Consider the following 21333-nt stretch of genomic DNA (forward strand, 5'->3'; position numbering starts at 1 on the left):
GAATTATTTACGATCAACTTTGAGGTAATATTTACGGCTTAAAGCGATAAACAAGCACTTTAGCTTTGGCATTTTCTTCTACAAATACGAGATACTCACCATTAGCTCGGCGCATCGCCCGAATCCCATAGGGGATATCAACCCAGCCACTTTCCTTTGCAACTTCTGGCCCTGGTTTTAAGTTTTTGATAAAAGCCCCTGTCTTGGCATTATATACATATACTTCTGCGGTTTTTACTGTCACAGCAAAAACATAGTCTCCCGCTATACTCATGGCTGCGGTGGAAACTTCGCGTTTACCAGTGGTATCGTGGGGAACTACTATCCGCCAACGAGGTGTGCTATTTCCGCGACTCCAATTGTCAAAACGCACAATCTCCGATCCCAGAACTTTGGTGTCATCACCAACTGGGGGATGATCGACTGTAAAGCCGGATAAATACATGGTATCGGTTTCTGGTAAATACTCGATGCGCCGCAAATCGCTAAATAGGCTGGGGGTTTTTTGCTTTTCCATCGAACTATAGGTGTAGATGGGGTTCCCATGATTATCTAGACCCTGCAAAGGATAGTGTCGGATACCGTCTTTGGTTCGCAAGGTTTTCCAGACATCGCCTTGACTATCTACCCACCATCCGCCGATATAAGGATAATCTTCGCTGGTATCGTATTCACCCTTGTCAAATTTACCGTTATTGTTGCGATCGCGCCAAATCCATTCACCTGATTCTGGTTGCTGCGGAGGCCAATTTCCCCCAATTGATTTTCCCCCACCCCCACGAGTTCCCACAAACATTCCCGCCGGAATCGCAATTTTGCCATCTGTATCGGGATTGAAGCGATAAATTTGCAAAAAGCTTTCATACATATCAGTCAGAAAAACAAAGGGTTTTCCTTGGATGCGGCGTACCCAGGTAGCATCTGGGGATGTATGCAAACGTGGATCTTGGGGATATTTGAAAGGATTTAATGTGTAAGCTTTGTAAGTCCATTGCTGACCAGCCGACTTACTATAATCCATCAAAAATTGTTCTTGTTTGGTAAATAAATTTACCCCATCAGTCTTGGGATCAGCATCAGCATTATCAACAAACTTCAATCCCATTAATTTCCATAACAGCTTTCCCGATGATGAAAACTTGCGTAAATCTGTGCCGGAATTATTGAAACCATTACTATTTACATAGATATTACCTGCGGTATCTGTACCAACTCCAGTCAAACCATAAAGTTTCACATCTTTGACTTCACCAGCAACACCAGCAAAAATTCCCCCTTGACTACCCAAAGTACCAATCTGTACGGGCTGTTTTTTAATTTGGTAAATCAGCACTTGCTGACGAGGACCATTTTCCGCTACCAAAAGCCTGTCTTGAGGAGCAACAGCGATCGCACTTGGTTCTACAATATTAGTTATCTCTTGGGATAATTGCTTTCCTTCCGGGGAATAATGCACAATCTTAGCAGGATTACTGCCATTTTTATCTTGAATAATCCACAGATTCCCTTGTTTATCAACAGTTATTCCCCCCGGACTAGCAACACTAAAACTGCGTATTTCCTTCATGGTTTCGGTGTTATAGACACGCAGGCGATTAGCAGCAGCATCACTGACATATAACTCATTTCCCCTCGTTGCTAATCCAGTAACTGCACTTTTGTTACTGACAATTAACATACTTTTATCCCAACCACGTCCTTCGGTAAAGGGTGCAGATTTTCCCGATAAATCATAGCGTCTAACGCAATACCAATTTGTGCCTTCTGGAGGATAATCTTGATCTTTCCTATTAACATGATCTTGGCGCATAGCAATGTAAATATATTTACTATTTGCCGTTACAGCTTTTCCCCCGATACGATTCCAGCCGTGGGTATCACTCAATTTACCAATTACATCACCGTCTTTATATATGCCGGCTTCTCTACCTGCTTCATCCCAAATGCTATTAGTATAAACCGTGCCATTGGGTGCAACATACATCCCCTCAATATTATTTTGTACCCACTTTTCTCCACCACCAAAAGTATTACCAATCCAAGAAGTTTGATATGTGAGTTGAGGTGTTTTACTATTAGCCCCATCATTGGAAAACCCAATAGCCGTAAAAATTATCCCTACGGCTATAAATAAGACAAAATTGACAAATTTTAACCTGTGAAAATTTCTATTTCCAGTTAGTCTATTGATGTATTGATTCAGCTTGTCGTAAATTTCGCCCAACTGCTGTATTAATCTATTTCGCATATTATTTTCAAGCGTTATGAATCATAAAATTGAGTCACTGAGATTAACAAGACTGACGCAAAATCTCTCTCAAACCTCTTTCCTTCTCCCTTGGCGCTAGCCTCTCCCTTTGGGAGAAGGGGAGACGCTAACGCGAACGTGGTTCATTCTTTCCTAAGTAGGTAAGCATGAATAAACCAAAATATGTTAAGACTCGTAAACAAGACCCAAACCCTTACTAATGACCAATGACAAATGACCAATGACGACCCTAGCTAGTTAACTTTATTTACGCCGACCTACTTAACTTGTGCTTAACTCCTAATTAAATACCAATAATCAGCACAAAAATGAATTTAAAAACCTAAAATACCGAAATTTAATTATCTGCCACGAATTTCAGGTTTTCTCTTGATTTACATATTTAATGATAAATAATTCTTGCTAAAAATTCCATGTTTACTAAAAATTTACCAAAAAAACACATGATTTTAATTTACTGTAAATGTATTAATATTGACTTTTAATCAAGAAAAAATAGTAACCTTTAATACCAAACTTTCCCCAAAGTTCACGACAAACTAATTGAAATAATGCCACTAATCAAACACAGGTATTGACAGGGTAATATAAATAGTTTATAAATTATTGTTTTCGGAAAATATCTACAGAGTAGGACGTGAAAATTACGGATTTTGTTGAGAATGGCAGGATAGAATTACTAGCAGCATAAAATGATTTATCGCTGATTAGTATCAAAATAAACATACAGCAGTTTTGATGGAGATGAAGTACTGACTTATTTGTGTACCCGACATCTTTAGTTAATGATTTTTTGATGTACTAGATTCAGTTGCAAACTGCTGTATGCAGGTTCAATATATGATAGGAGCTAAGTAGGTGGAAGATAAAAAAGAACATTTTAATTCAACATCTGCATCTATTCTCACACTAGGAATAGGCTGGTTTCCCCAAACTCCCGGAGGATTAGAAAGGTATATTTATGAACTAACTCATAACTTAGCAGCCAATCAAGACCAAATAGAATTATGTGGAGTTGGTTTACCAGAAACTGAATTAAATGTGCCAATAAAGTTGACTAATTTGGCTGATCCAGATCAAAGAATTTGGCAACGCATGGGATCTATTCGTCACAAGTTTAAGAAAACAAGAGTCAGTAAACCAGATGCAATTAATCTGCATTTTGCATTATATAGCTTTCCGATTTTGGATCTTTTGCCCAAAGGCGTACCCATAACATTTAACTTTCATGGCCCTTGGGCGGCTGAAACTCAAGAGGAAACAGTTAATAATCAAGTTAGTCTTTTTCTCAAGCGCCGACTCATAGAACAAAGCACTTATAATCGTTGCGATCGCTTTATTGTTCTAAGTAAAGCATTCGGTAATATTTTACATCAACAGTATCAAATACCTTGGAGCAGAATTCATATTATCCCTGGGGGAGTGAATCTTCAGTGGTTTCAAGCCAATTTGTCACGCCAAGCCGCACGAAAGCAGCTAGACTGGCCGGAAAATCGCCGCATTCTGTTTACATCTCGCCGCTTAGTACAGCGAGTTGGGATTGACAAATTATTACAAGCCTTGGCGATAATTAAGCCACAAGTTCCTGATGTTTGGCTAGCGATCGCTGGTCGTGGTCATTTGCAAGCTACACTACAAAAACAGGTTAAAGAATTAGGCTTAGAAGACAACGTAAAATTTTTAGGTTTTCTCCCTGATGCACAATTACCCCTAGCTTACCAAGCGGCTGAATTAACAGTTATGCCTAGCCAATCTTTTGAAGGGTTTGGATTAGCAATTATTGAATCTTTAGCTTGTGGAACTCCAGTTTTATGTACCCCAATTGGGGGAATGCCAGAAATTTTAGCATCATTTTCCCCCGATTTAATTACTACTTCTGCCGAAGCTTCAGCCATTGCGGAAAAATTAGCCCAGATACTTTTAGGAAATTTATCAATTCCTGTAAGAGAAATCTGCCGTGAGTATGCAGTCAATAATTTTGATTGGCAACAAATAGCCCAAAAAGTCCGCCATGTTCTCTTAGCTTAAGTGTAGAATATACCCAGAAGATTATCATATATGAAAATTCTGTTTTTAGACCAAAGCGGTAAACCTGGTGGTGCGGAACTTTGTTTAATAGATATTGCTAAACCCTATGGCGATCGCGCTTTGGTAGGCTTGTTTGCAGATGGTGATTTTAGAAAGTTACTCCAGCAGCATCATATCCCGGTAGAAGTGTTAGCAACTCAAGCAATTCAAGTTCGCAAACAAAGTAATTTGCTGCAATCTTTAGCCAGTGTCGGACAACTTGCACCACTATTAGCTAAAGTAGTACAAACAGCTAAGGAATATGATGTCATCTACGCCAACACCCAAAAAGCCTTAGTTATTGGCGCACTGGCGAGCTTTTTAGCCCGTCGTCCCTTGGTTTATCATTTACATGATATTCTTTCCTTAGAACACTTTAGCCAAACTAACCTGCGGATTGCTGTTACTTTAGCAAATCGTTTTGCTTCATTAGTAATTGCTAATTCTCAAGCTAGTCAAACAGCCTTTATCCAAGCAGGAGGAAATGCAAAAATCACCGAAATTGTGTATAATGGTTTTGAGTGCCAAAATTATCAAATTTCTGCATCTGAAGTTAAAGAATTACAGCAAAAGTTAGGGCTAGAAGGCAAATTTGTAGTTGGACACTTCAGCCGGCTTGCACCCTGGAAAGGGCAACATATTTTAATTGCGGCTTTGTCTCAATGTCCGCCAGAAGTAACAGTAATTTTAGTTGGTGATGCCTTGTTTGGCGAACAAGATTATGTGCAGCAATTGCATGAACAAGTTGCACAGTTGAAATTAGAAAACCGGGTGAAGTTTTTAGGATTTAGGGCAGATGTTCCCCAATTAATGGCTGCTTGTAACTTGGTAGCGCATACCTCAACAGCCCCAGAACCCTTTGGGAGAGTGATTGTTGAGGCGATGCTATGCGGTACGCCTGTGGTAGCTGCTCAGGCTGGGGGGGCGATGGAATTAGTGGAACATGGCGTTAATGGTTTTTTGGTGACACCTGGAGAAATTGCGGAATTGGCACAGGTGATTAATACTTGTGTTGCAGAAACAGCTATGATTGCAACTATGGCGAATCATGGGAGAGCGATCGCTTGTCAGCGTTTTGATATAGTCGCTATTAATCAACAAATTGCTCAACTATTAAATCAGTTATCAGTGAACAGTTATCAGTGAACAGATTTGACAGGCGATTATAAACCGACTAATTCACGAGATTCAAAGTCAGTCAGTTGTTGGGCGATCGCTAATCTGGCTGATAATTTAGCTACACTAAACTGGTTACGCAGATATTCCAAATGAGCTATCGCATGGGCTTTTTCCCCAGTTAAGCGAATCTGAGTATCCATAGCCTGTTGATATTCCTGATTCACCAGCAAAACTTCAAACCGACGGGCTTTGCGTTGAGCATCATTTTTCAAATCCACATCAAAAGCAGCAGCGCGATCCGCATTACCTTCAAATCGGTCAATTTGCTGCTGTACCGCCATTAACTGAGAATCTATTTCAGCCACCCGTTCGGCAGCTTGAGCGATCGCAGTGGGATAATGACTTAGTTCTACCATCAAATCCTCTTCCTCATAAAAAAACTACTCCCCACACTCCCCCCACTCCCGACTCCCCAACTCTTACGCCACTTCTCGCAGTTGTGACGGGATATTTACTTCTGGAAGTGGTAGCGAGAGTTGTTCGGACTGAGGCGCAGCAGCTTGTTCTAAAACTTGTACTTGAATATTTACACTCACTAAATAACTACCAGTGTCAGTACCAACAGCTTCAGCGATTAATTTAGCAATATCCGGGCGTTTCGCAGTCAGTGGGTCACGTAAAATACACCGATCCCATTCGTGCTTGGCAGTCGGATTGAGGTTGAGAATATAATGCTTCATCATTGGACTAACCCTTAAATCCATCTTCGGTGAACTCTTTTACAGAGCCGTTTTGGTCTTTACTAGGCTTTGTGAGCGCTATGATCATTATAGTACAAATGTTCTAATAAAGCAAGGGCTTATTTGCTAGCTATGAGGATGAATTAATCTCATTCCAACGCCAGTGTAACTTGACTCGCTGACGACCCAGGCGATCGCGATCGGCAGTCACTGTTATCCGATTATCTGGAGTAGTCTAAACCCAGCTTACAGGCATCCCTTCATTTTTTGCATACCTGCTACCTAACGATCGCTCTTCGTTTAGTCTATTGATTTCTGCAAGCCTATGAGCGCTCAGATGAAAATACACAGGCACTGAAAAAGTATTAATAAGAACATTTAAAATTAAATATTAATTAAATTTACACTTAGCTAAGTATATATTGCTCATACAAGTGTTTATAATATGTTCAAAAAATAAGTTTAAAAATACACACAATCTTAATAAATATCATCAAAAAATATGATTGAATTCAATATAGAAAAAATAAGCACCCAATGATTTTTTCTGCACGTGCATCTTCCTATTTCTCATACCAATTCTACGTGAGGCTCAGTTATCTTCACCTTGAATCTTTTACCTGTAGCTACACAAATAAGCCGACAAACTCCAGGTAATTAGGGGTATCCTCAGAAAAAAAGGTATAAAAAATTAAATCAAACATTTCAAAAGTATTTGGCATGGCTGCATTTAAGTATCAATTGCCGATTGGTTGCAGGGATAACTTCTATCGTGACATCTCTACAAAATTGGGTTGTAGGTCTTAATTGTTTCCCAAAAAGGGAATTCATCTTTTGATTCAGCAAAGCCTTTTCTTGAGATTGTGAACAAACATTACCTCTCTTTATACAAATGAACCAAACTGAGATGTCTGTAATTAATGCACTTGCCAATCAGTATTATATCTACATGAAACGAGGAGAACAACCAATACCTTGGGATATATATGACATTAATCCACCGATTAACTTTGGTTCAGCTACATATTTTACTAAAATATTACAGATTCTTGAGAATAGTTTGCAGGTTAGCGGTTTAATATTTTATCTAACTTGGGATGAAATTGATGAACTACCATCCTATGGGACAAATGTTGTTGTTTTAGTAATAGGCGATGAGTGGTATCGCATACCCAAGTATGCTCACAAAGTCAGGGCAGTATTTAAATGCATAGGTATAAAACCAATACTTGGATGTAATCCCTTGCGTAAACTTTCTTTGCTAAATTTATTAACGCTAATTCAATTTTTAAGAGTATTGCTTGTTGGTTTGCCTGGTCTGATTAATTATCATTTCCACAAGTTTAAAAGCTTGTTTTTAGGCGAAGATCCAATTGGCAGAATTTATGAAATACCTTTGGGTTACAACAACTCCAAAGATATGCCAATCAAGAATATCGAAGATCGTCTCTATGAAACTTATTTTTCTGGTAGCATCATACATATACCATATCCCCTATGGTCTTTGAAATACTGGTTAGGAACTCCCAAAGCCCTGGCTCGAAAACTAATGATTTCGAGTTTAAACAAGTTTCAGAAAAAAAATCCTGGTCTGAATATCGAGTTATCCATTACTGGGGGCTACCGTAATAGAACTACTGAAGATGAGCGTAGTTATTGCGAAATCATGATGGATACTAAAATATGTTTGGTTCCCAGAGGTACGTCTTTTGAAACTACTCGTTTGTTTGAAGGTATGAAATATGGTTGTATTTTGGTGGCAGAAGCTTTGCCTTCCAGGTGGTATTTAGATGGAGCGCCTATTATTCAAATAAAGGATTGGCAGGATTTAGAGAGTATATTAGGAAACCTGATAGATAATAAGCAACTCATGGAAGAATTGCACTATAAATCGTTGAATTGGTGGCAGCATAAATGTTCAGAAGCGAGTGTGGGAGATTACATTATTGAAAAATTGAACGGGGATATCCCACTGTGGAAGAAACACGCAGCAGAATTGTCTATGTCTTTGACTCCGCCCTAATTAAATATCTCACATCGACTTGATCCTTTGTTTTCGATTCAACCCAGAACCCCACCAAAGAGAATGTAGAGACGTTGTATACAACGTCTCTATAAGAGTTCACCGAAGACGCATATCTGAATTCGGTTGATGACAAATAACCAATGACAAATGACAAATGACAAATGACAAATGACTATTCAGATTTGCCATTAACTTCTGAATGCAGCAATTGACCTTCATTTAACCAAATACCTTGTTGAGGAACAGGAATAGCAAATCCGGCGTGATCAAAGGCAATTTTCAAGCGACGGCGAAACTCTCGCCCTACATCCCATTGCTTGAGTGGGAGTGTTTTTATCCAGACACGAATCATCAAACCGCGATCGCCAAAATTATCTATTCCTAGAACTTCCGGCGGTGCTAGTATGAGACGTTTCCAGTGCGGATCATGATTCATCTCCGAGGCTACCTGTTTCAGTAAGTGTAAAGCATCATCAATGTTATTTTGGTAAGCAACGGGAATAGTTAAATCAGCGCGTGACCAACGGCTAGAAAGATTCGCTACAACTTTAATTTCACTATTAGGAATTGTAATCAAACGCCCTTCGGCATCCCGCAGCTGAGTAATCCGCAGATTGAGATTTTCTACTAAGCCTCCCACATCGCCCACAACAATCACATCGCCCAAAGCATACTGGTCTTCAACGATGACGAGAAAGCCATTAATCGCATCTTTGATTAAACTTTGGGAAGCCAGAGATAAAGCCACACCAATTAAACCAGCACCGGCTAATAAGGGGACAATATCTATACCCAAGGAAATCAGGGCTAATAAGATACCAATTCCCAACCAAATCCCAGTAATGATACTTTTAGACACACCAGAAAATGTAGAAACTCTCAGTTCCATACGTCTGGAAGCTTCTGAGTTTAATAAAATACCACTGCTGATCAAAGTTGAGGTGAAGCGGTCAATCAGAGCATAGGTGAAACGAGTTGCAACATAAATTCCTAATATTACAACACCCAATCTTACAGGAATTTGGGCTGCCGAAAGAATCCCCAACTGAAACACTCGCGTATAAGGAAATAGACCCAATATGAAAACAATTCCACCTCCCCAAATCCCGTATTGAGTTAATTGAAACAGGATTTTTTTCACTTCCTGAATATCTCGATCTTGCTGTTTATTTAGTTGAGTTGTCAGTTGTTGAGCATTATCGGCTATCGGCAAAATAGGGTGTTTGGAATGTTCTTTGGAACGGCGTTGAAAGTAATATACTCCCCCGCTCAACACAATTATTAACAGTGCAATACCACCCGCAATTTGAGCTTGTTTGATTAAAATTACAGTTGTGCGCTCTCTGCTAGATCGTTGCAAGGCTGTTTTCAACTGTTCGGTGATTTGAATTGCCGATACAGGTGGCTCTTCTCGTCGCAATCTCGCATCTTCGGTCGTCACGGTCATCAGGTATTGACCATTAACATAAATTACTGGTAATCCATTTATTGTTTGGGTTTCAACGTTATTTTCTGGTTCAGGTAACCTTAAGTAATTTTGGTGTATTTGATTTAAATTTTGTTGGATATTTCGGGAACGCTCGGATAAATTGGTTTTTGTTGCGGCTATCTGAAATACTTGGTAGCCGTCCAAATAAATCCACCCAGAAACAATTCTGCTATCTGCATCGCTACTGATACCACTGGGAGATTGTAGAAAAGGCACAATGGGAATCGTGAGCGGAAGCTTTTGGGATCGAAACAACAGCTATAGCCATTGAACTTGCCATTGTCACCATCACACCTTTACCGAAAATACCTTTGGGTGATATCCGCCTCATTGGTGTGTGGGAGGCTTGATTAGATACCTCTAAATTTGGCATCTGCTTTGCCGCATTCCGGCTATTACCAAGGCAATGTTCGTCTAATAATGCCTGTTTCTGCTCAATAGAAGCAAAATTGGACAACAGGACTCGCTTGGCGATCGCCAAAAATTGAAAGCGCACTCAAATACCTCCTTGAACAAAATTTACCATCGGCTACTTCCAGAGTTATCCTCCAAGACTGGCTTGTGTAAATGTACCTATCTAAAGTAAAGTATTTAAAGTCAGGGAATCTTTCTAACTTTCGATAGATGACAATTTACTTCATCGGCTCTGGGTAACAGATAGATTGGCCCTGATCATATTCTTAGCAAAAATTTAGTCAAAAAAGAAAAATCAGTGATCAAGTTAACCTGAATCCTCTGCCAGGTCAAGCTAGAAAAGAGCAAGTCCTAAGTTGACAATTTCATAGACAAAACTATACTTATATTGACAAAAATCAATATATATTTTAGGAAAAAATCAACTACTTGATATATAATACGGTGATATCAAGTATTGAATTGAGACTATTGCCGACGCGAAAACCAAGCAATGATGGTGGTAGTCTTTTTCAGAAACTTAATTGGAACACAATCGCGTCTGGCTAAGGCGTGAAAGTCTACTGAGGGATAACTGCTCCCATGCTCCCGTTGAAGTAGAAAGTAAAGTCTAGTTTTGTCTAGGTTTTATATAGCAGGTTAGTGTATTGAATTAAATCCGCATTCCCCAAAAAACACAGATGAAATATTCACGCTGAACTCTTTGAGAAAGATTAAACTTGGAAAATAATCTCAGTTAGCTTTACTCAAACGAGCTTGTTTTGATCATGGTTTCCACTTTTCCCAACTCTTCTGTTGATTTATCTCGCGTTCGTCTGGAAATTCGCTCATTGCAACCGCAATTGGTAGAGTGGCGGCGGCGACTGCATCAAAAACCAGAGTTGGGGTTTAAAGAAAAACTCACGGCTGAGTTGGTTTCGAGCAAGTTGCAAGAATGGGGAATTGAGCATGAAACAGGGATAGCTCAAACTGGTATTGTGGCTATTATTAAGGGAAACAAACCCGGTTCTGATAAAGTGTTGGCGATTCGGGCTGATATGGATGCTTTACCAATTCAAGAACTGAATGAGGTTCCCTATAAATCGCAGCATGATGGAGTGATGCACGCTTGTGGACATGATGGACATACTGCGATCGCACTTGGTACAGCATACTATCTTCAGCAGCATCGGCACAACTTTAGCGGTACAGTTAAAATCATCTTCCAGCCAGCCGAAGAAGGGCCAGGCGGCGCACAACCAATGATTGCAGCCGGGGTACTCAAAAACCCTGATGTGGATGCAATTATCGGGTTACATTTGTGGAATAATTTGCCATTAGGGACAGTAGGTGTCCGTCCTGGGGCGTTAATGGCATCTGTAGAGTGCTTTAACTGCACCATTTTGGGTAAAGGTGGACATGGTGCTATGCCTCATCAAACCATTGATTCTATCATCGTTGCTGCCCAAATTGTCAATGCCCTACAAACCATTGTAGCCCGTAACGTCAACCCCATTGATTCCGCAGTGGTAACAGTCGGCGAACTTCATGCAGGAACGAAGCTGAATATTATTGCTGATCAAGCCCGCATGAGTGGTACTATCAGATACTTTAACCCTGATTTAAAAGGATTTTTTAACCAGCGAGTTGAGCAAATCATCGCCGGAGTTTGTCAAAGTCATGGGGCAAAATATGACTTAGAATACTGGAGTCTTTATCCACCAGTCATCAATGATGCGGGTATAGCAGAACTGGTGAAGTCAGTAGCAGAAGAAGTGATTGAAACCCCTATCGGTATCGTCCCAGAGTGCCAAACTATGGGCGGTGAAGATATGTCATTTTTCTTACAAGAAGTCCCTGGTTGTTATTTCTTCCTCGGATCTGCCAACCCTGCCAAAAATTTAGCCTATCCCCATCATCATCCCCGATTTGATTTTGATGAAACTGCCTTAGCAATGGGTGTGGAAATATTTGTTCGGAGTGTAGAGAAATTTTTAAACAGGACTTACGCAAAGTTTTGAAAAAACGAACCGCATAAATTTAAACATCTGCCAACAGAACTTGTTTCACTGTGTGAGAAAATAATTACCGCAGAATATTTAGCTCAAACAGCAAGAAGCCCTCGAACTGCAAAAGTATGATCAGTTTATGCCCCATTCGCTGTTACGAAAAGCGTTTACTGAGGATTATTGAGATATTTTAGAAGTTAAGCAGCAAAGATTACAATGGTAGGTAATTAGAATAATGTCTATTGCTCCTTGGCGGAGTGCGATCGCTCGTGCGTTGCATCGTAATCGTAGCCTAGCTTATGCCCGTTACCTACAACTAGCAACAGTCCGGGAAAATAATCGTCCTGCTAACCGTACCGTTGTTTTTCGTGGTTTTCTGGAAGATAGCAACCAGTTAAAATTTATTACTGATGCCCGTAGTGATAAAGTTGACCAAATACAACAACAACCTTGGGCAGAGATTTGTTGGTACTTCCCCAACACGCGAGAACAATTTCGGCTTTCTGGCTGCTTAACTTTAATTAGAGATGATAATTCTCACCCTATTTTCCAACCAGCCCGGATCAAAATTTGGCAAGAATTAAGTGATGCAGCGCGTTTACAATTTGCTTGGCCTGATCCTGGTAAACCCAGAGTAGATAAACCAGCAGCCTTTGAGCCATCACCACCTAATCCCGCCCAGCCAGTGCCGAATTTTTGCCTACTGCTACTCGACCCCCTGGAAGTAGACCATTTAGAATTGCGGGGTGAACCACAAAATCGCCGAATTTACTGCCGCGATGAGCAAGAAGAGTGGTCTACCCAAGAAATTAATCCTTAGTAATTAGTCATTAGTCATCGAACGAATTTAAATATGCGTCTTTCATCACCCTTGTAGAGACGTTGCATGGAACGTCTCTACATTATTTGTAATCAGATGTCTATTGGTCATTGGGAAGTTACCGTCTTCTCCCCCCAGCACCCAGCACCCAGCCCCCCTGCCTCTTTAAATTCCTGCACCATCGAGAAATTCTTGAATTGCTTTATCTCTGAGGCTACACAAGGGAGCATCTTTTAACAAATCACTTTCGGGAGAAACTACAGAAACAGCCAAAACATGAGTTTTTGGTGAAGACTGATTGTTTTGGAGATTTTGGACTTGTTCTTCCAATGATTCAATCCGATCAACTAAAGCACGAATTACTTGAGCTTCCGAATCTGGCAAGTTGTTGTGTTCTAGGGGAGCGACTCGCGCACCAGAACGATAGACAACACGACCAGGTACTCCTACAACTGTGCAATCAGTAGGCACATCCCTGAGAACAACTGACCCTGCACCAATGCGGACATTATTGCCAATTTGAATATTGCCTAGCACCTTTGCGCCGGCTCCAACTACGACATTTTCGCCCACAGTGGGATGGCGCTTGCCGGTTTGTTTACCAGTTCCCCCAAGGGTGACACCTTGATAAATCAGGGTATAATCGCCCACTATGGCCGTTTCACCGATTACCACGCCCATGCCGTGGTCAATAAACACACCCTGCCCAATTGTTGCGCCTGGATGGATTTCGATTCCGGTCAAAAACCTAGCTGTGTGAGAAATCAAGCGGGGTAAAAATGGGAGACCAATATGATGCAGCCAGTGAGCCAGCCGATGAAATAGCAGGGCTTGCAAACCTGGGTAACAAAACAAGACCTCTAACCAGTTACGGGCAGCCGGGTCCCGTTCAAATATGATGCGAAAATCAGCACGTAGTCTAGATAGCACGAGATAGTACCCTCGGAAAGCAAAACGAGCTACCTTCCCATAATATCGTTCCTGGTGTCAACTCTCAAAGTTGGGGAGTGGGGAGTGGGGAGTAGGGAGTGGGGAGTTATTTTTCCTGCACTGTTAGAGTATAGTTACGCCTCATCCCAGGATTAAAAGTACCTACACTAATCCTATAAGTACCACTTTTCCAGTTTTTGTCGTCAATGCTGGCATCTTTGTTTATACCAGTGTCATCGCCGCAGCGAATTGTGTTGTCGTCTGGCCCTTGGATGAGTAACGTGGTGTCATACCCGCCACTGTTGACTGGTATGTTGAGCCGATCAAAGTCTTCTTCCAACTTGAGAATGTGATCTGGTTGGGGGTCAGCAAAACCGACGCAGGCATTTCGATCGCGATCGCGTCTGCTAATGTTAGACAGGGAGTAAGAACCACCTGTGTTACCAGTCACTATTCCTGCTGCTGGCTCAAAACCTGGTGATAGGCTAAATGTACCAAAAAGTGATGTTTCTCCTATTGCAGGTGTAGCTGTAATGGCGACAATTATAACCACCAGAAAATTCCCTCGAAAATGATGCCGAGGGCGAAGGTATTTCATAAAGGAGCATCCCAACAGGCTTTATCTTGATGATATATACAACATATTTTTGTGCAACAATTCCAGATAAGTTTTTGGACAATTGGCAAATTTCACAGTCGGGATCAAAGGAAAAATGTCACAAAACGTTTTTTTACCCTCTGTAAAAATTTATCAGTCCAAGAATCGGAATAATACTCCACCTTTGAGTAATCCTTCCTCGTGACCGTAACTACTGATTGTGAGCGATCGCAAATTTTGAAACAACGGTTTACCCACTATTTCCACCAACTGCAAAATCGGCAATTGACGCTCTAACAGAGTTTGGCTTTTTGTCCAATCAAGATAGACATACCCCTGATTCGGTTGGGGAATAGCAGCAATAATATCTTGGAAATTGCTATTGCCAATCAAAGCACTTTCCTTGGTTGTGATTACTTCGTCCAAAGTTTCCAAATTAGAGGCAAAAATCTCGTATTTTCCGAGAGTTGTGTGTACTCCCTGAACTTTGGCCTCGATGGCGAATGATCGGCGTTCTTGAGTATCGGTTTGTTTAGTTGCAGCTGTTAACTCTGTCCAAGCAAAGATTTTTTGTTGATTCCAGTTGAAAGAACTAATACTGAGTCCACGGGATGAGGCGATCGCATCTAAACGAGAAATTCCTTCTGGAACATCCTCTAATTTTTCCACTACAAAAACCCAATCAGCAGCGCTTTCTCCCGCATGGGGTAACACCGCCAAGGCATATTCTCCTGTTACCCAACCAAAAATATCCTCTACCAAGTTTATACCCTGGTTTTTTTGCAGTTCTGCCAAGGGTTTTACCAAGCTAGAAATTGCATCAGTTCCCGAATCAGAGAAAGCCGTTTTGACTTGTGTCCACAGTTGAGCTAAATCGCTGTTCCCCAAATTGTTTAAATGAGAACTGGAAATCACCAAACCTGCCGCATCTGGTATATATTCTAACGCCCCTACAGGTTGAGTCAGTGGTGGAGCAGCCGAGATGATTTCCGAGTCAGTCAGAAAGTTAGTTTCTGCTAGCAGTCCCTTGGGGTTCAATGACAAAGAAATAATTTGGCTATGGAAGGTGGCTTCTGGTAGTTCTAAACCTTGCCATTCTGCCACGGCGGGAAGATTGAGAAAAGCTGTAGCTAGGGAAGTTTTAGGCAGTTGTTGGGCAGCTTTTTGGTATTTAGACGAACTGGACAAATTTAAATCAGGAGCCTGGACGTTATTAATTGCGTCTCGCAGCACTTTAGGATTATTGGCAAATAAGACAAAGCCATCGACAACTGCACCAGCGAGGGAATCTTGCTGTGGTTGGGAATTGTCAGATATTAGCTTTACGCCTTTATATTGCTCAACAGCCAAATTTGCGCCAGCCAATACCCTGCGAGAAAATAACAAATCTAAAAACTCACGGCTTTGCTCTGGTTTCTCGGTAGCTAGTGCCATTAAATACCCTGGCTGTCGTCCGTTCTCTGGATCGCGATCAATATCTACAGTAGTAACGGAGAGAGTAATTTCATTTCCTAGCCAGGGCTGAATATCTTGTTTGTAATCGATGCCACTCTTAGCCAATAAACTGGTTTTGAGTTGAGATAATTCCCCTTTGCGCTCAAATGACTGCAATCGCTCAGGATTTGTCAGCAACGAAACCGTCACCGGAGCCAGTTTTGACACGAATATAGTAGCATTTGGCTGTGAGGTTGAGGCGAAGAACTTAACCGGAGTCTTGGCGAAAAACCAGTAAAAACCTGCGGCTATAATTAATAGTGAGATCGCACCAGCTACCAAGAAACCAAACAATGAGCGTTGACCATTGACATTAGACATACTAAACCAGAAATAAATTTTACAGTGATTTGATTTGCCAGCCCACCGCCTGAGAACTGCTGAATGGGCGATAGGGAATGACTAATAACTACTCCTGTGGGAATAGATGCTGATGCTACGAAACAGATTTTCTGCCACCATAAAGGATATAAGGTTGTTTACAAAAATCTCATGACAGGGAATCCTTCTGGTCAAATCATTACTCAGATTAGTGTAGAGGAACTGGCGCAACGTCTGTCTTTTGGTGATGCAAGTATTCAGTTAGTAGATGTGCGCGAACCTCAAGAACTAGCAGCCGCTAGAATTGAAGGCTTTGTCAACCTCCCCCTGAGCGAATTTGTAGAATGGGGCGATCAAGTCCCCACTATGTTCAATCCCCAAGCTGAAACCCTTGTATTATGTCATCACGGTATTCGCTCTGCCCAGATGTGCCAGTGGCTAATGGTTCAAGGTTTTACAAATGTTAAAAATATTACGGGTGGCATTGATGCCTATTCTCTATTAGTTGATGATTCAATTCCGCAATATTAGTCATATTTATGTATGGGGTCTTCTCCCCTAGCCCCAGCCCCCTTTCCTCTGTTTTGACTCGGCGTAGCGGTTTGATCATCCCTTGAAAGATGGCATTGCGAAGATGCGGCTAATATTTCCCTCTGAGCAATGCTATTCTAAACACAATACCGTTTCAGTTGAGGATCTAGCAAACAAAACTCGCGACTCTAAGAGGATGTTTTAAAAGTTTTGGGCGAATATAATTCGCTACTACACAAGCAAAGTCCACCTGCGTGGACTAATGAAAAAGTCAGGTTTTTAACCCGCGCAGGCGGGTTTGGTTTGTTGGACCGCGACTTCCTGTCGCCGAGGCTCATAATAAATTAGACTTGTGCATTCATCCTCTTAGTAGCAGTTGGACTTTACTGATTTTGCATATATGAATTCTGTCTAAAAATAAGTATTTTTAAATACAGCTTTTTCTTAAAGACCTGCAATAATACTTAAAGATGCTGACTTTGCTCGTAAAACACAACAAAATTAAATATTTTGCTAAATTAATTAACTACTATTCATATTTTTTGCTTTCAAATCCCAAATTTTTTCCCAGCTTAATTAAAATTTGCCTTCAGCAAAACATACCCTATGGAAGTCCAGTTAACGAATCGACAACAGCATATACTTTGGGCAACAGTACGCCACTATATCGCTACAGCAGAGCCTGTAGGTTCAAAAGCTTTGGTTGATGAGTATGACTTGGGTGTGAGTTCAGCCACAATTCGGAATGTGATGGGTGTGCTAGAAAAATCTGGGTTACTTTACCAGCCACACACCTCTGCTGGACGAATACCTTCAGACTCAGGCTATCGGATTTATGTTGACCAGTTAATTACACCTGGTTTGCGAGATGCGGCGCGAACGGATGTTTTAGCCAAAGAGGTAGAACTGGCGCTGCAAAATCGCCTCCACTGGGAAGATTGGAGTTTGGAAGCGGTACTACAAGGTGCAGCGCAAATTTTAGCCACCGTGAGTGGCTGCATTAGCTTAATTACTATGCCGCAAACCACTACAGCAATCTTGCGACATCTGCAATTAATGCAAATTGAAGCCAACAAGATCATGCTGATTGTGGTGACGGATGATTATGAGACACATTCCAAGCTGATGAATTTGTCGCCCACCGAGGAAGAAGCAAAACTTGATGCAGACGGAATAGATCATGAATTGAAGATTGTCTCTAACTTTTTGAATACCCACTTGCGGGGACGCAGTTTATTGGAATTAGCTACCTTGGACTGGAGTGATTTAGATCAGGAGTTCCAACGCTATGGCGAATTCTTGAAAGGTTCAGTCACAGAATTAACTCGTCGCCATCTGACACCAACTACAACCCAAATTATGGTTCGCGGTGTGGCGGAAGTTTTGCGTCAGCCAGAATTTTCTCAATTACAACAAGTACAGACAATTATCCAACTGCTGGAAGAAGAACAAGACCAACTGTGGCGATTAATCTTTGCAGAACCGGAAACAGAAGAGGCGGGTAAGTCTAAGGTAACGGTTCGCATTGGTACAGAAAACCCCCTAGAGCCAATACGTACCTGCACTTTAATTACTTCTACCTATCGCCGGGGTTTGCTACCTGTAGGAAGTGTAGGAGTTTTGGGGCCAACCCGCCTAGATTATGATAGTGCGATCGCAGTTGTAGCGGCTGCGGCTGATTACCTCTCAGACGCTTTTAGTTAATTTGTTTAAATTATGTTTAGAAAAATTGCCTTTGGTTTACTATGGCTGGGATTTCTTACCTATGCTTTTCTCTTTGCTCCCCCAGATCAACCTGATACATTTGAATTAATTAAAAATCTTTCCGTTGGTAAATGGGAAGGTATTAACCCCCTAGTCATCGCATTATTTAACGTGATGGGCATTTGGCCTGTAATTTATAGTGCAGTCTTGTTTATGGATGGTAGAGGGCAAAAAATACCCGCATGGCCATTTGCTACCGCTTCTTTTGCCCTCGGTGCTTTTGCTTTATTGCCTTATTTAGCTTTACGGGAACCAAATCAGGAGTTTTCTGGTGAAAAGAATTTCTGGCTGAAATTACTAGATTCTCGGATCACGGGTTTGATTTTGACTATAGGCGCAGCGATTCTAGTCGCCTATGGTTTACAAGGAGATTGGGGAAATTTTGTACAGCAGTGGCAAACTAGCCGCTTCATCCATGTAATGAGTTTAGACTTCTGCGTACTTTCTCTATTATTTCCCGCATTATTGGGAGATGATATGGCACGTCGGGGTATGAAAAATGAGCCATTTTTCTGGTTAATCACCTTGATTCCCCTATTCGGCCCCTTGATTTATTTATCTGTGCGATCGCCTTTACTTGAAACCAACATTAATACAGAACTTTCCCACTAAAAAAACCAAATAAAAGCATTAAACATCTTGATTTATCGGCGTTTATCGGCGTTTAATTATTCTTATCTTAACCAGAATAAATCTTGTGTGAGAGGGCAAAGATGCCCGCCTTACGTAGCTACTCAGATGAAAAGTATTTAGCGTGATATTAATGCCACCGTCACAAATTTGATTTAGACATTTTATAAATTTCTGGTAATTGCCACCAAGGAACATGGGGATATTCATGATGTTCGTAATGATAACCAAAATGGTAACAAGTTATGAATGACCACCAAATGGGACGGCTAATAGTTTGGGAACGATGAGGCTCTTTATAACCTTCTACAGGCTCACTGTGGGGTAGAAAAGTTCCAAAATAAAATAATTGTAAAGAACTTAAAATTGAGGGAACTACCCAAAAATAAGTCATATTATCCTCTGGAAAATGCCATATATATTTTAGTAAGTTATAAATAATCATTAATGTGATAATTTGTAACCAACTCCAGTAACGCTTCATAAAATATAAATACCAAGCAAAAAAGTTTTTATGCTTACCGTTGTGAAAATCTGGATCTGTTTCACTGGCTGGATTATGGTGATGTAGCCAATGCTTTTTTAAAAGTTTTTGATAAGGTAAAAGACCATAAATAAACAGGCACAATGAGCCAATGAAATGGTTGATTTTAGGATTTTTGGGAAAAACTACCCCATGCATGGCATCATGAGCTGTAATAAATAATCCCGTATATAAAAATGTTTGCCAAAATATGAGCGGCAACAACATCCAAAACTTGAATTCGGATATATCAATATAAAGTAACAAACCTAGGCTGATAGCCCATATACTAATAATGGCGATCGCCATGAAAATGCCCCCAAATAGGGATTTACTTTTCACGGCCGGGGTGGTAGCAGTGATTTTAATTTCAGGTAATGGTGGTTGTTCTAACTGGAACACGCTTTTACTCCGCGTAGGATTCAGGTGAAAATTCTCAAAATACAGTTATGGAAAAGCACTGCGTATTAGCCAGAAACCAATTTTAGTGGTAAGCGTTCTGCACTAGGCAGTGCTAATAATCCTCAACTGTGTAGAAATATTAAGAAACTTAATTATTATTACACATAATAATCGCCATACCAAAAACTGTCTTCAGCTAAGAGAATAGGTAACGACGGTGAAGACACTGTGTAAGTAGGTGGGCGTAAATAAAGTTAACTGGCGGGGGTCGTCATTTGTCCTTTGTCATTGGTCATTGGTAAGGGTTTCATGGGTGTTTACGAGTCGTAATATAGTTTGGTTTTTCCCTACCCACCTACTTAGTATCCACAGCAAGCAGTATTTCTTCATGGATATGTTCTCAACAGCCGAAGTCTAAAACTCAGAAAGTCAGTATTAGGAACCGAAATTGAGTACTTCCCGCAGGACGCTGTAGCCATTGAGATCCCAATGTAGGTAAGCGACAAACCCAATCATCGCCAAGCGACCATTCCAAAGTTCAGATTGAGGCGTAAACCCAAATTTCAAAGCATTACGATCTTTCCTGTTATAAGCGGTTTCAGTGGCATCAGTAGGATAAGGTCCCATGAATTTTCCTGAAAGTATCAGATTACCTTTTTCATAGTATTTACCTGCTCATTTAGTGATATCTGTCTGCTATATAACACCTAGACAACTCTAGACATTTATTTCTTACTTCAATGGGAGCATGGGAGCAGTTATCCCTCGGTAAGCATTCACGCTTTAGCCAAACGCGATAAATTAATCGATGCGTTTAAATCCCTATCTATGGTATACCCACAATTGCCACACTGGAATATCCTTTCTTTTAAAGGCATTTCTTGTTGATGTCCACAAACAGAGCCAGTTTTACTTGATGGATACCAACGGTCAGCGACTATGATTTCACATCCAAATTTCTGAAAAGCCAGGGTTTTTGTCAGATACAGGACTTACGCAAAAACCCTCTCAAGCCCTCTTAACTCTGTGTCCTCTGCGTCTGGTGTGGTTCGTTATTCCGTGATTTGTGCGTAAGTCCTAAGATAAAGAAACCGAGTTCTTAATTTTGGATAAAGTCGAGCTAAGGATGAGTTCACATACCATAACAGTGAGGCATTAAAATTATTATTCAACGCTTTTAACTGACCTCTTGAGCATCAGTGGTGATT

General features: G+C 40.9%; 19 protein-coding genes. 8 read left to right on the forward strand and 11 right to left on the reverse strand.

Annotated features, from left to right (window positions below):
* Positions 1 to 31: 31 nt before the first annotated feature.
* Positions 32 to 2248, reverse strand: a complete 2217-nt coding sequence (locus tag NSP_RS18480) for an NHL repeat-containing protein (RefSeq protein WP_006198709.1) — start codon at positions 2246 to 2248, stop codon at positions 32 to 34.
* A gap of 879 nt (positions 2249 to 3127) precedes the next feature.
* Between NSP_RS18480 and NSP_RS18485 the strand changes: the two genes are divergently transcribed.
* Positions 3128 to 4297 (forward strand): glycosyltransferase family 4 protein, encoded by a 1170-nt coding sequence (locus tag NSP_RS18485; RefSeq protein WP_017804322.1) that lies wholly within the window; start codon positions 3128 to 3130, stop codon positions 4295 to 4297.
* 30 nt (positions 4298 to 4327) lie between these two features.
* Positions 4328 to 5482 (forward strand): glycosyltransferase family 4 protein, encoded by a 1155-nt coding sequence (locus NSP_RS18490; RefSeq protein ID WP_006199276.1) that lies wholly within the window; start codon positions 4328 to 4330, stop codon positions 5480 to 5482.
* A gap of 17 nt (positions 5483 to 5499) precedes the next feature.
* Here NSP_RS18490 and NSP_RS18495 read toward each other — a convergent pair whose 3' ends face one another.
* Positions 5500 to 5871, reverse strand: a complete 372-nt coding sequence (locus NSP_RS18495) for a hypothetical protein (RefSeq protein ID WP_006199277.1) — start codon at positions 5869 to 5871, stop codon at positions 5500 to 5502.
* A gap of 63 nt (positions 5872 to 5934) precedes the next feature.
* Positions 5935 to 6198 carry a hypothetical protein gene (locus tag NSP_RS18500; RefSeq protein WP_044482846.1) on the reverse strand — a complete coding sequence of 88 codons (264 nt, stop codon included), beginning with the start codon at positions 6196 to 6198 and terminating at the stop codon, positions 5935 to 5937.
* Positions 6199 to 7087: 889 nt separating this feature from the next.
* Here NSP_RS18500 and NSP_RS18505 point away from each other — a divergent pair.
* Complete coding sequence (locus NSP_RS18505) at positions 7088 to 8218, forward strand: hypothetical protein (protein ID WP_006199243.1); 1131 nt, start codon at positions 7088 to 7090, stop codon at positions 8216 to 8218.
* Between the two features lie 175 nt (positions 8219 to 8393).
* Here the strand turns inward: NSP_RS18505 and NSP_RS18510 are convergent, their stop codons facing one another.
* Positions 8394 to 9926 carry a mechanosensitive ion channel family protein gene (locus tag NSP_RS18510; protein WP_017804324.1) on the reverse strand — a complete coding sequence of 511 codons (1533 nt, stop codon included), beginning with the start codon at positions 9924 to 9926 and terminating at the stop codon, positions 8394 to 8396.
* Entirely contained in the window at positions 9892 to 10206 is a 315-nt protein-coding gene (locus tag NSP_RS27420) for a hypothetical protein (RefSeq protein WP_017804325.1), read from the reverse strand. Before NSP_RS27420 ends, NSP_RS18510 begins: the two co-directional genes overlap by 35 nt.
* 685 nt (positions 10207 to 10891) lie before the next feature.
* Here NSP_RS27420 and NSP_RS18515 point away from each other — a divergent pair.
* The gene (locus tag NSP_RS18515) at positions 10892 to 12124 is read left to right on the forward strand and encodes a M20 metallopeptidase family protein (protein ID WP_006198792.1); all 1233 of its coding nucleotides are present in this window, start codon (positions 10892 to 10894) and stop codon (positions 12122 to 12124) included.
* Between the two features lie 223 nt (positions 12125 to 12347).
* Positions 12348 to 12932 (forward strand): Npun_F5749 family FMN-dependent PPOX-type flavoprotein, encoded by a 585-nt coding sequence (locus NSP_RS18520; protein WP_006198790.1) that lies wholly within the window; start codon positions 12348 to 12350, stop codon positions 12930 to 12932.
* Positions 12933 to 13097: 165 nt separating this feature from the next.
* Here NSP_RS18520 and cysE read toward each other — a convergent pair whose 3' ends face one another.
* From cysE to NSP_RS18535, 3 genes are all read right to left on the reverse strand, one after another.
* Positions 13098 to 13862 carry a serine O-acetyltransferase gene (gene cysE / locus NSP_RS18525; protein ID WP_006198788.1) on the reverse strand — a complete coding sequence of 255 codons (765 nt, stop codon included), beginning with the start codon at positions 13860 to 13862 and terminating at the stop codon, positions 13098 to 13100.
* 106 nt (positions 13863 to 13968) lie between these two features.
* Complete coding sequence (locus NSP_RS18530; RefSeq protein ID WP_017804326.1) at positions 13969 to 14460, reverse strand: hypothetical protein; 492 nt, start codon at positions 14458 to 14460, stop codon at positions 13969 to 13971.
* A 153-nt stretch (positions 14461 to 14613) separates the two neighbouring features.
* Positions 14614 to 16275: a DUF3352 domain-containing protein gene (locus tag NSP_RS18535; protein WP_006198786.1), complete on the reverse strand. Its 1662-nt coding sequence runs from the start codon at positions 16273 to 16275 to the stop codon at positions 14614 to 14616.
* A 171-nt stretch (positions 16276 to 16446) separates the two neighbouring features.
* Between NSP_RS18535 and NSP_RS18540 the strand changes: the two genes are divergently transcribed.
* The 3 genes from NSP_RS18540 (at position 16447) to NSP_RS18550 (ending at position 19182) form a co-directional block, all read left to right on the forward strand.
* Positions 16447 to 16806, forward strand: coding sequence for a rhodanese-like domain-containing protein (locus tag NSP_RS18540; RefSeq protein ID WP_006198785.1), 360 nt, complete (start codon positions 16447 to 16449; stop codon positions 16804 to 16806).
* A gap of 606 nt (positions 16807 to 17412) precedes the next feature.
* Complete coding sequence (gene hrcA, locus NSP_RS18545; RefSeq protein WP_006198784.1) at positions 17413 to 18510, forward strand: heat-inducible transcriptional repressor HrcA; 1098 nt, start codon at positions 17413 to 17415, stop codon at positions 18508 to 18510.
* A 12-nt stretch (positions 18511 to 18522) separates the two neighbouring features.
* On the forward strand, positions 18523 to 19182 hold the full coding sequence (locus NSP_RS18550; RefSeq protein WP_006198783.1) for a hypothetical protein: 660 nt from the start codon (positions 18523 to 18525) through the stop codon (positions 19180 to 19182).
* A 160-nt stretch (positions 19183 to 19342) separates the two neighbouring features.
* Here the strand turns inward: NSP_RS18550 and crtW are convergent, their stop codons facing one another.
* The 3 genes from crtW to NSP_RS24450 form a co-directional block, all read right to left on the reverse strand.
* A complete protein-coding gene (crtW, locus tag NSP_RS18555) occupies positions 19343 to 20125 on the reverse strand; it encodes a beta-carotene ketolase CrtW (RefSeq protein WP_006198782.1) in 783 nt (260 codons plus the stop codon).
* A 435-nt stretch (positions 20126 to 20560) separates the two neighbouring features.
* Positions 20561 to 20752 carry a chlorophyll a-b binding domain-containing protein gene (locus tag NSP_RS18560; RefSeq protein WP_006198780.1) on the reverse strand — a complete coding sequence of 64 codons (192 nt, stop codon included), beginning with the start codon at positions 20750 to 20752 and terminating at the stop codon, positions 20561 to 20563.
* A 149-nt stretch (positions 20753 to 20901) separates the two neighbouring features.
* On the reverse strand, positions 20902 to 21114 hold the full coding sequence (locus tag NSP_RS24450; RefSeq protein WP_082209973.1) for a zinc ribbon domain-containing protein: 213 nt from the start codon (positions 21112 to 21114) through the stop codon (positions 20902 to 20904).
* Positions 21115 to 21333 lie beyond the last annotated feature (219 nt).

This window comes from Nodularia spumigena CCY9414, from assembly GCF_000340565.2.
In the GTDB taxonomy this organism is placed as follows: domain Bacteria; phylum Cyanobacteriota; class Cyanobacteriia; order Cyanobacteriales; family Nostocaceae; genus Nodularia; species Nodularia spumigena.

Excerpts from the sequence above, each read along its gene's own strand:
- NSP_RS18480 (WP_006198709.1), bottom strand. The coding sequence starts at position 2,248 with ATGCGAAATAGATTAATACAGCAGTTGGGCGAAATTTACGACAAGCTG.
- NSP_RS18490 (WP_006199276.1), top strand. The coding sequence starts at position 4,328 with ATGAAAATTCTGTTTTTAGACCAAAGCGGTAAACCTGGTGGTGCGGAA.
- NSP_RS18495 (WP_006199277.1), bottom strand. The coding sequence starts at position 5,871 with ATGGTAGAACTAAGTCATTATCCCACTGCGATCGCTCAAGCTGCCGAA.
- NSP_RS18500 (WP_044482846.1), bottom strand. The coding sequence starts at position 6,198 with ATGATGAAGCATTATATTCTCAACCTCAATCCGACTGCCAAGCACGAA.
- NSP_RS18505 (WP_006199243.1), top strand. The coding sequence starts at position 7,088 with ATGAACCAAACTGAGATGTCTGTAATTAATGCACTTGCCAATCAGTAT.
- NSP_RS18515 (WP_006198792.1), top strand. The coding sequence starts at position 10,892 with ATGGTTTCCACTTTTCCCAACTCTTCTGTTGATTTATCTCGCGTTCGT.
- NSP_RS18520 (WP_006198790.1), top strand. The coding sequence starts at position 12,348 with ATGTCTATTGCTCCTTGGCGGAGTGCGATCGCTCGTGCGTTGCATCGT.
- NSP_RS18530 (WP_017804326.1), bottom strand. The coding sequence starts at position 14,460 with ATGAAATACCTTCGCCCTCGGCATCATTTTCGAGGGAATTTTCTGGTG.
- NSP_RS18535 (WP_006198786.1), bottom strand. The coding sequence starts at position 16,275 with ATGTCTAATGTCAATGGTCAACGCTCATTGTTTGGTTTCTTGGTAGCT.
- NSP_RS18540 (WP_006198785.1), top strand. The coding sequence starts at position 16,447 with ATGACAGGGAATCCTTCTGGTCAAATCATTACTCAGATTAGTGTAGAG.
- hrcA (WP_006198784.1), top strand. The coding sequence starts at position 17,413 with ATGGAAGTCCAGTTAACGAATCGACAACAGCATATACTTTGGGCAACA.
- NSP_RS18550 (WP_006198783.1), top strand. The coding sequence starts at position 18,523 with ATGTTTAGAAAAATTGCCTTTGGTTTACTATGGCTGGGATTTCTTACC.
- NSP_RS18560 (WP_006198780.1), bottom strand. The coding sequence starts at position 20,752 with ATGGGACCTTATCCTACTGATGCCACTGAAACCGCTTATAACAGGAAA.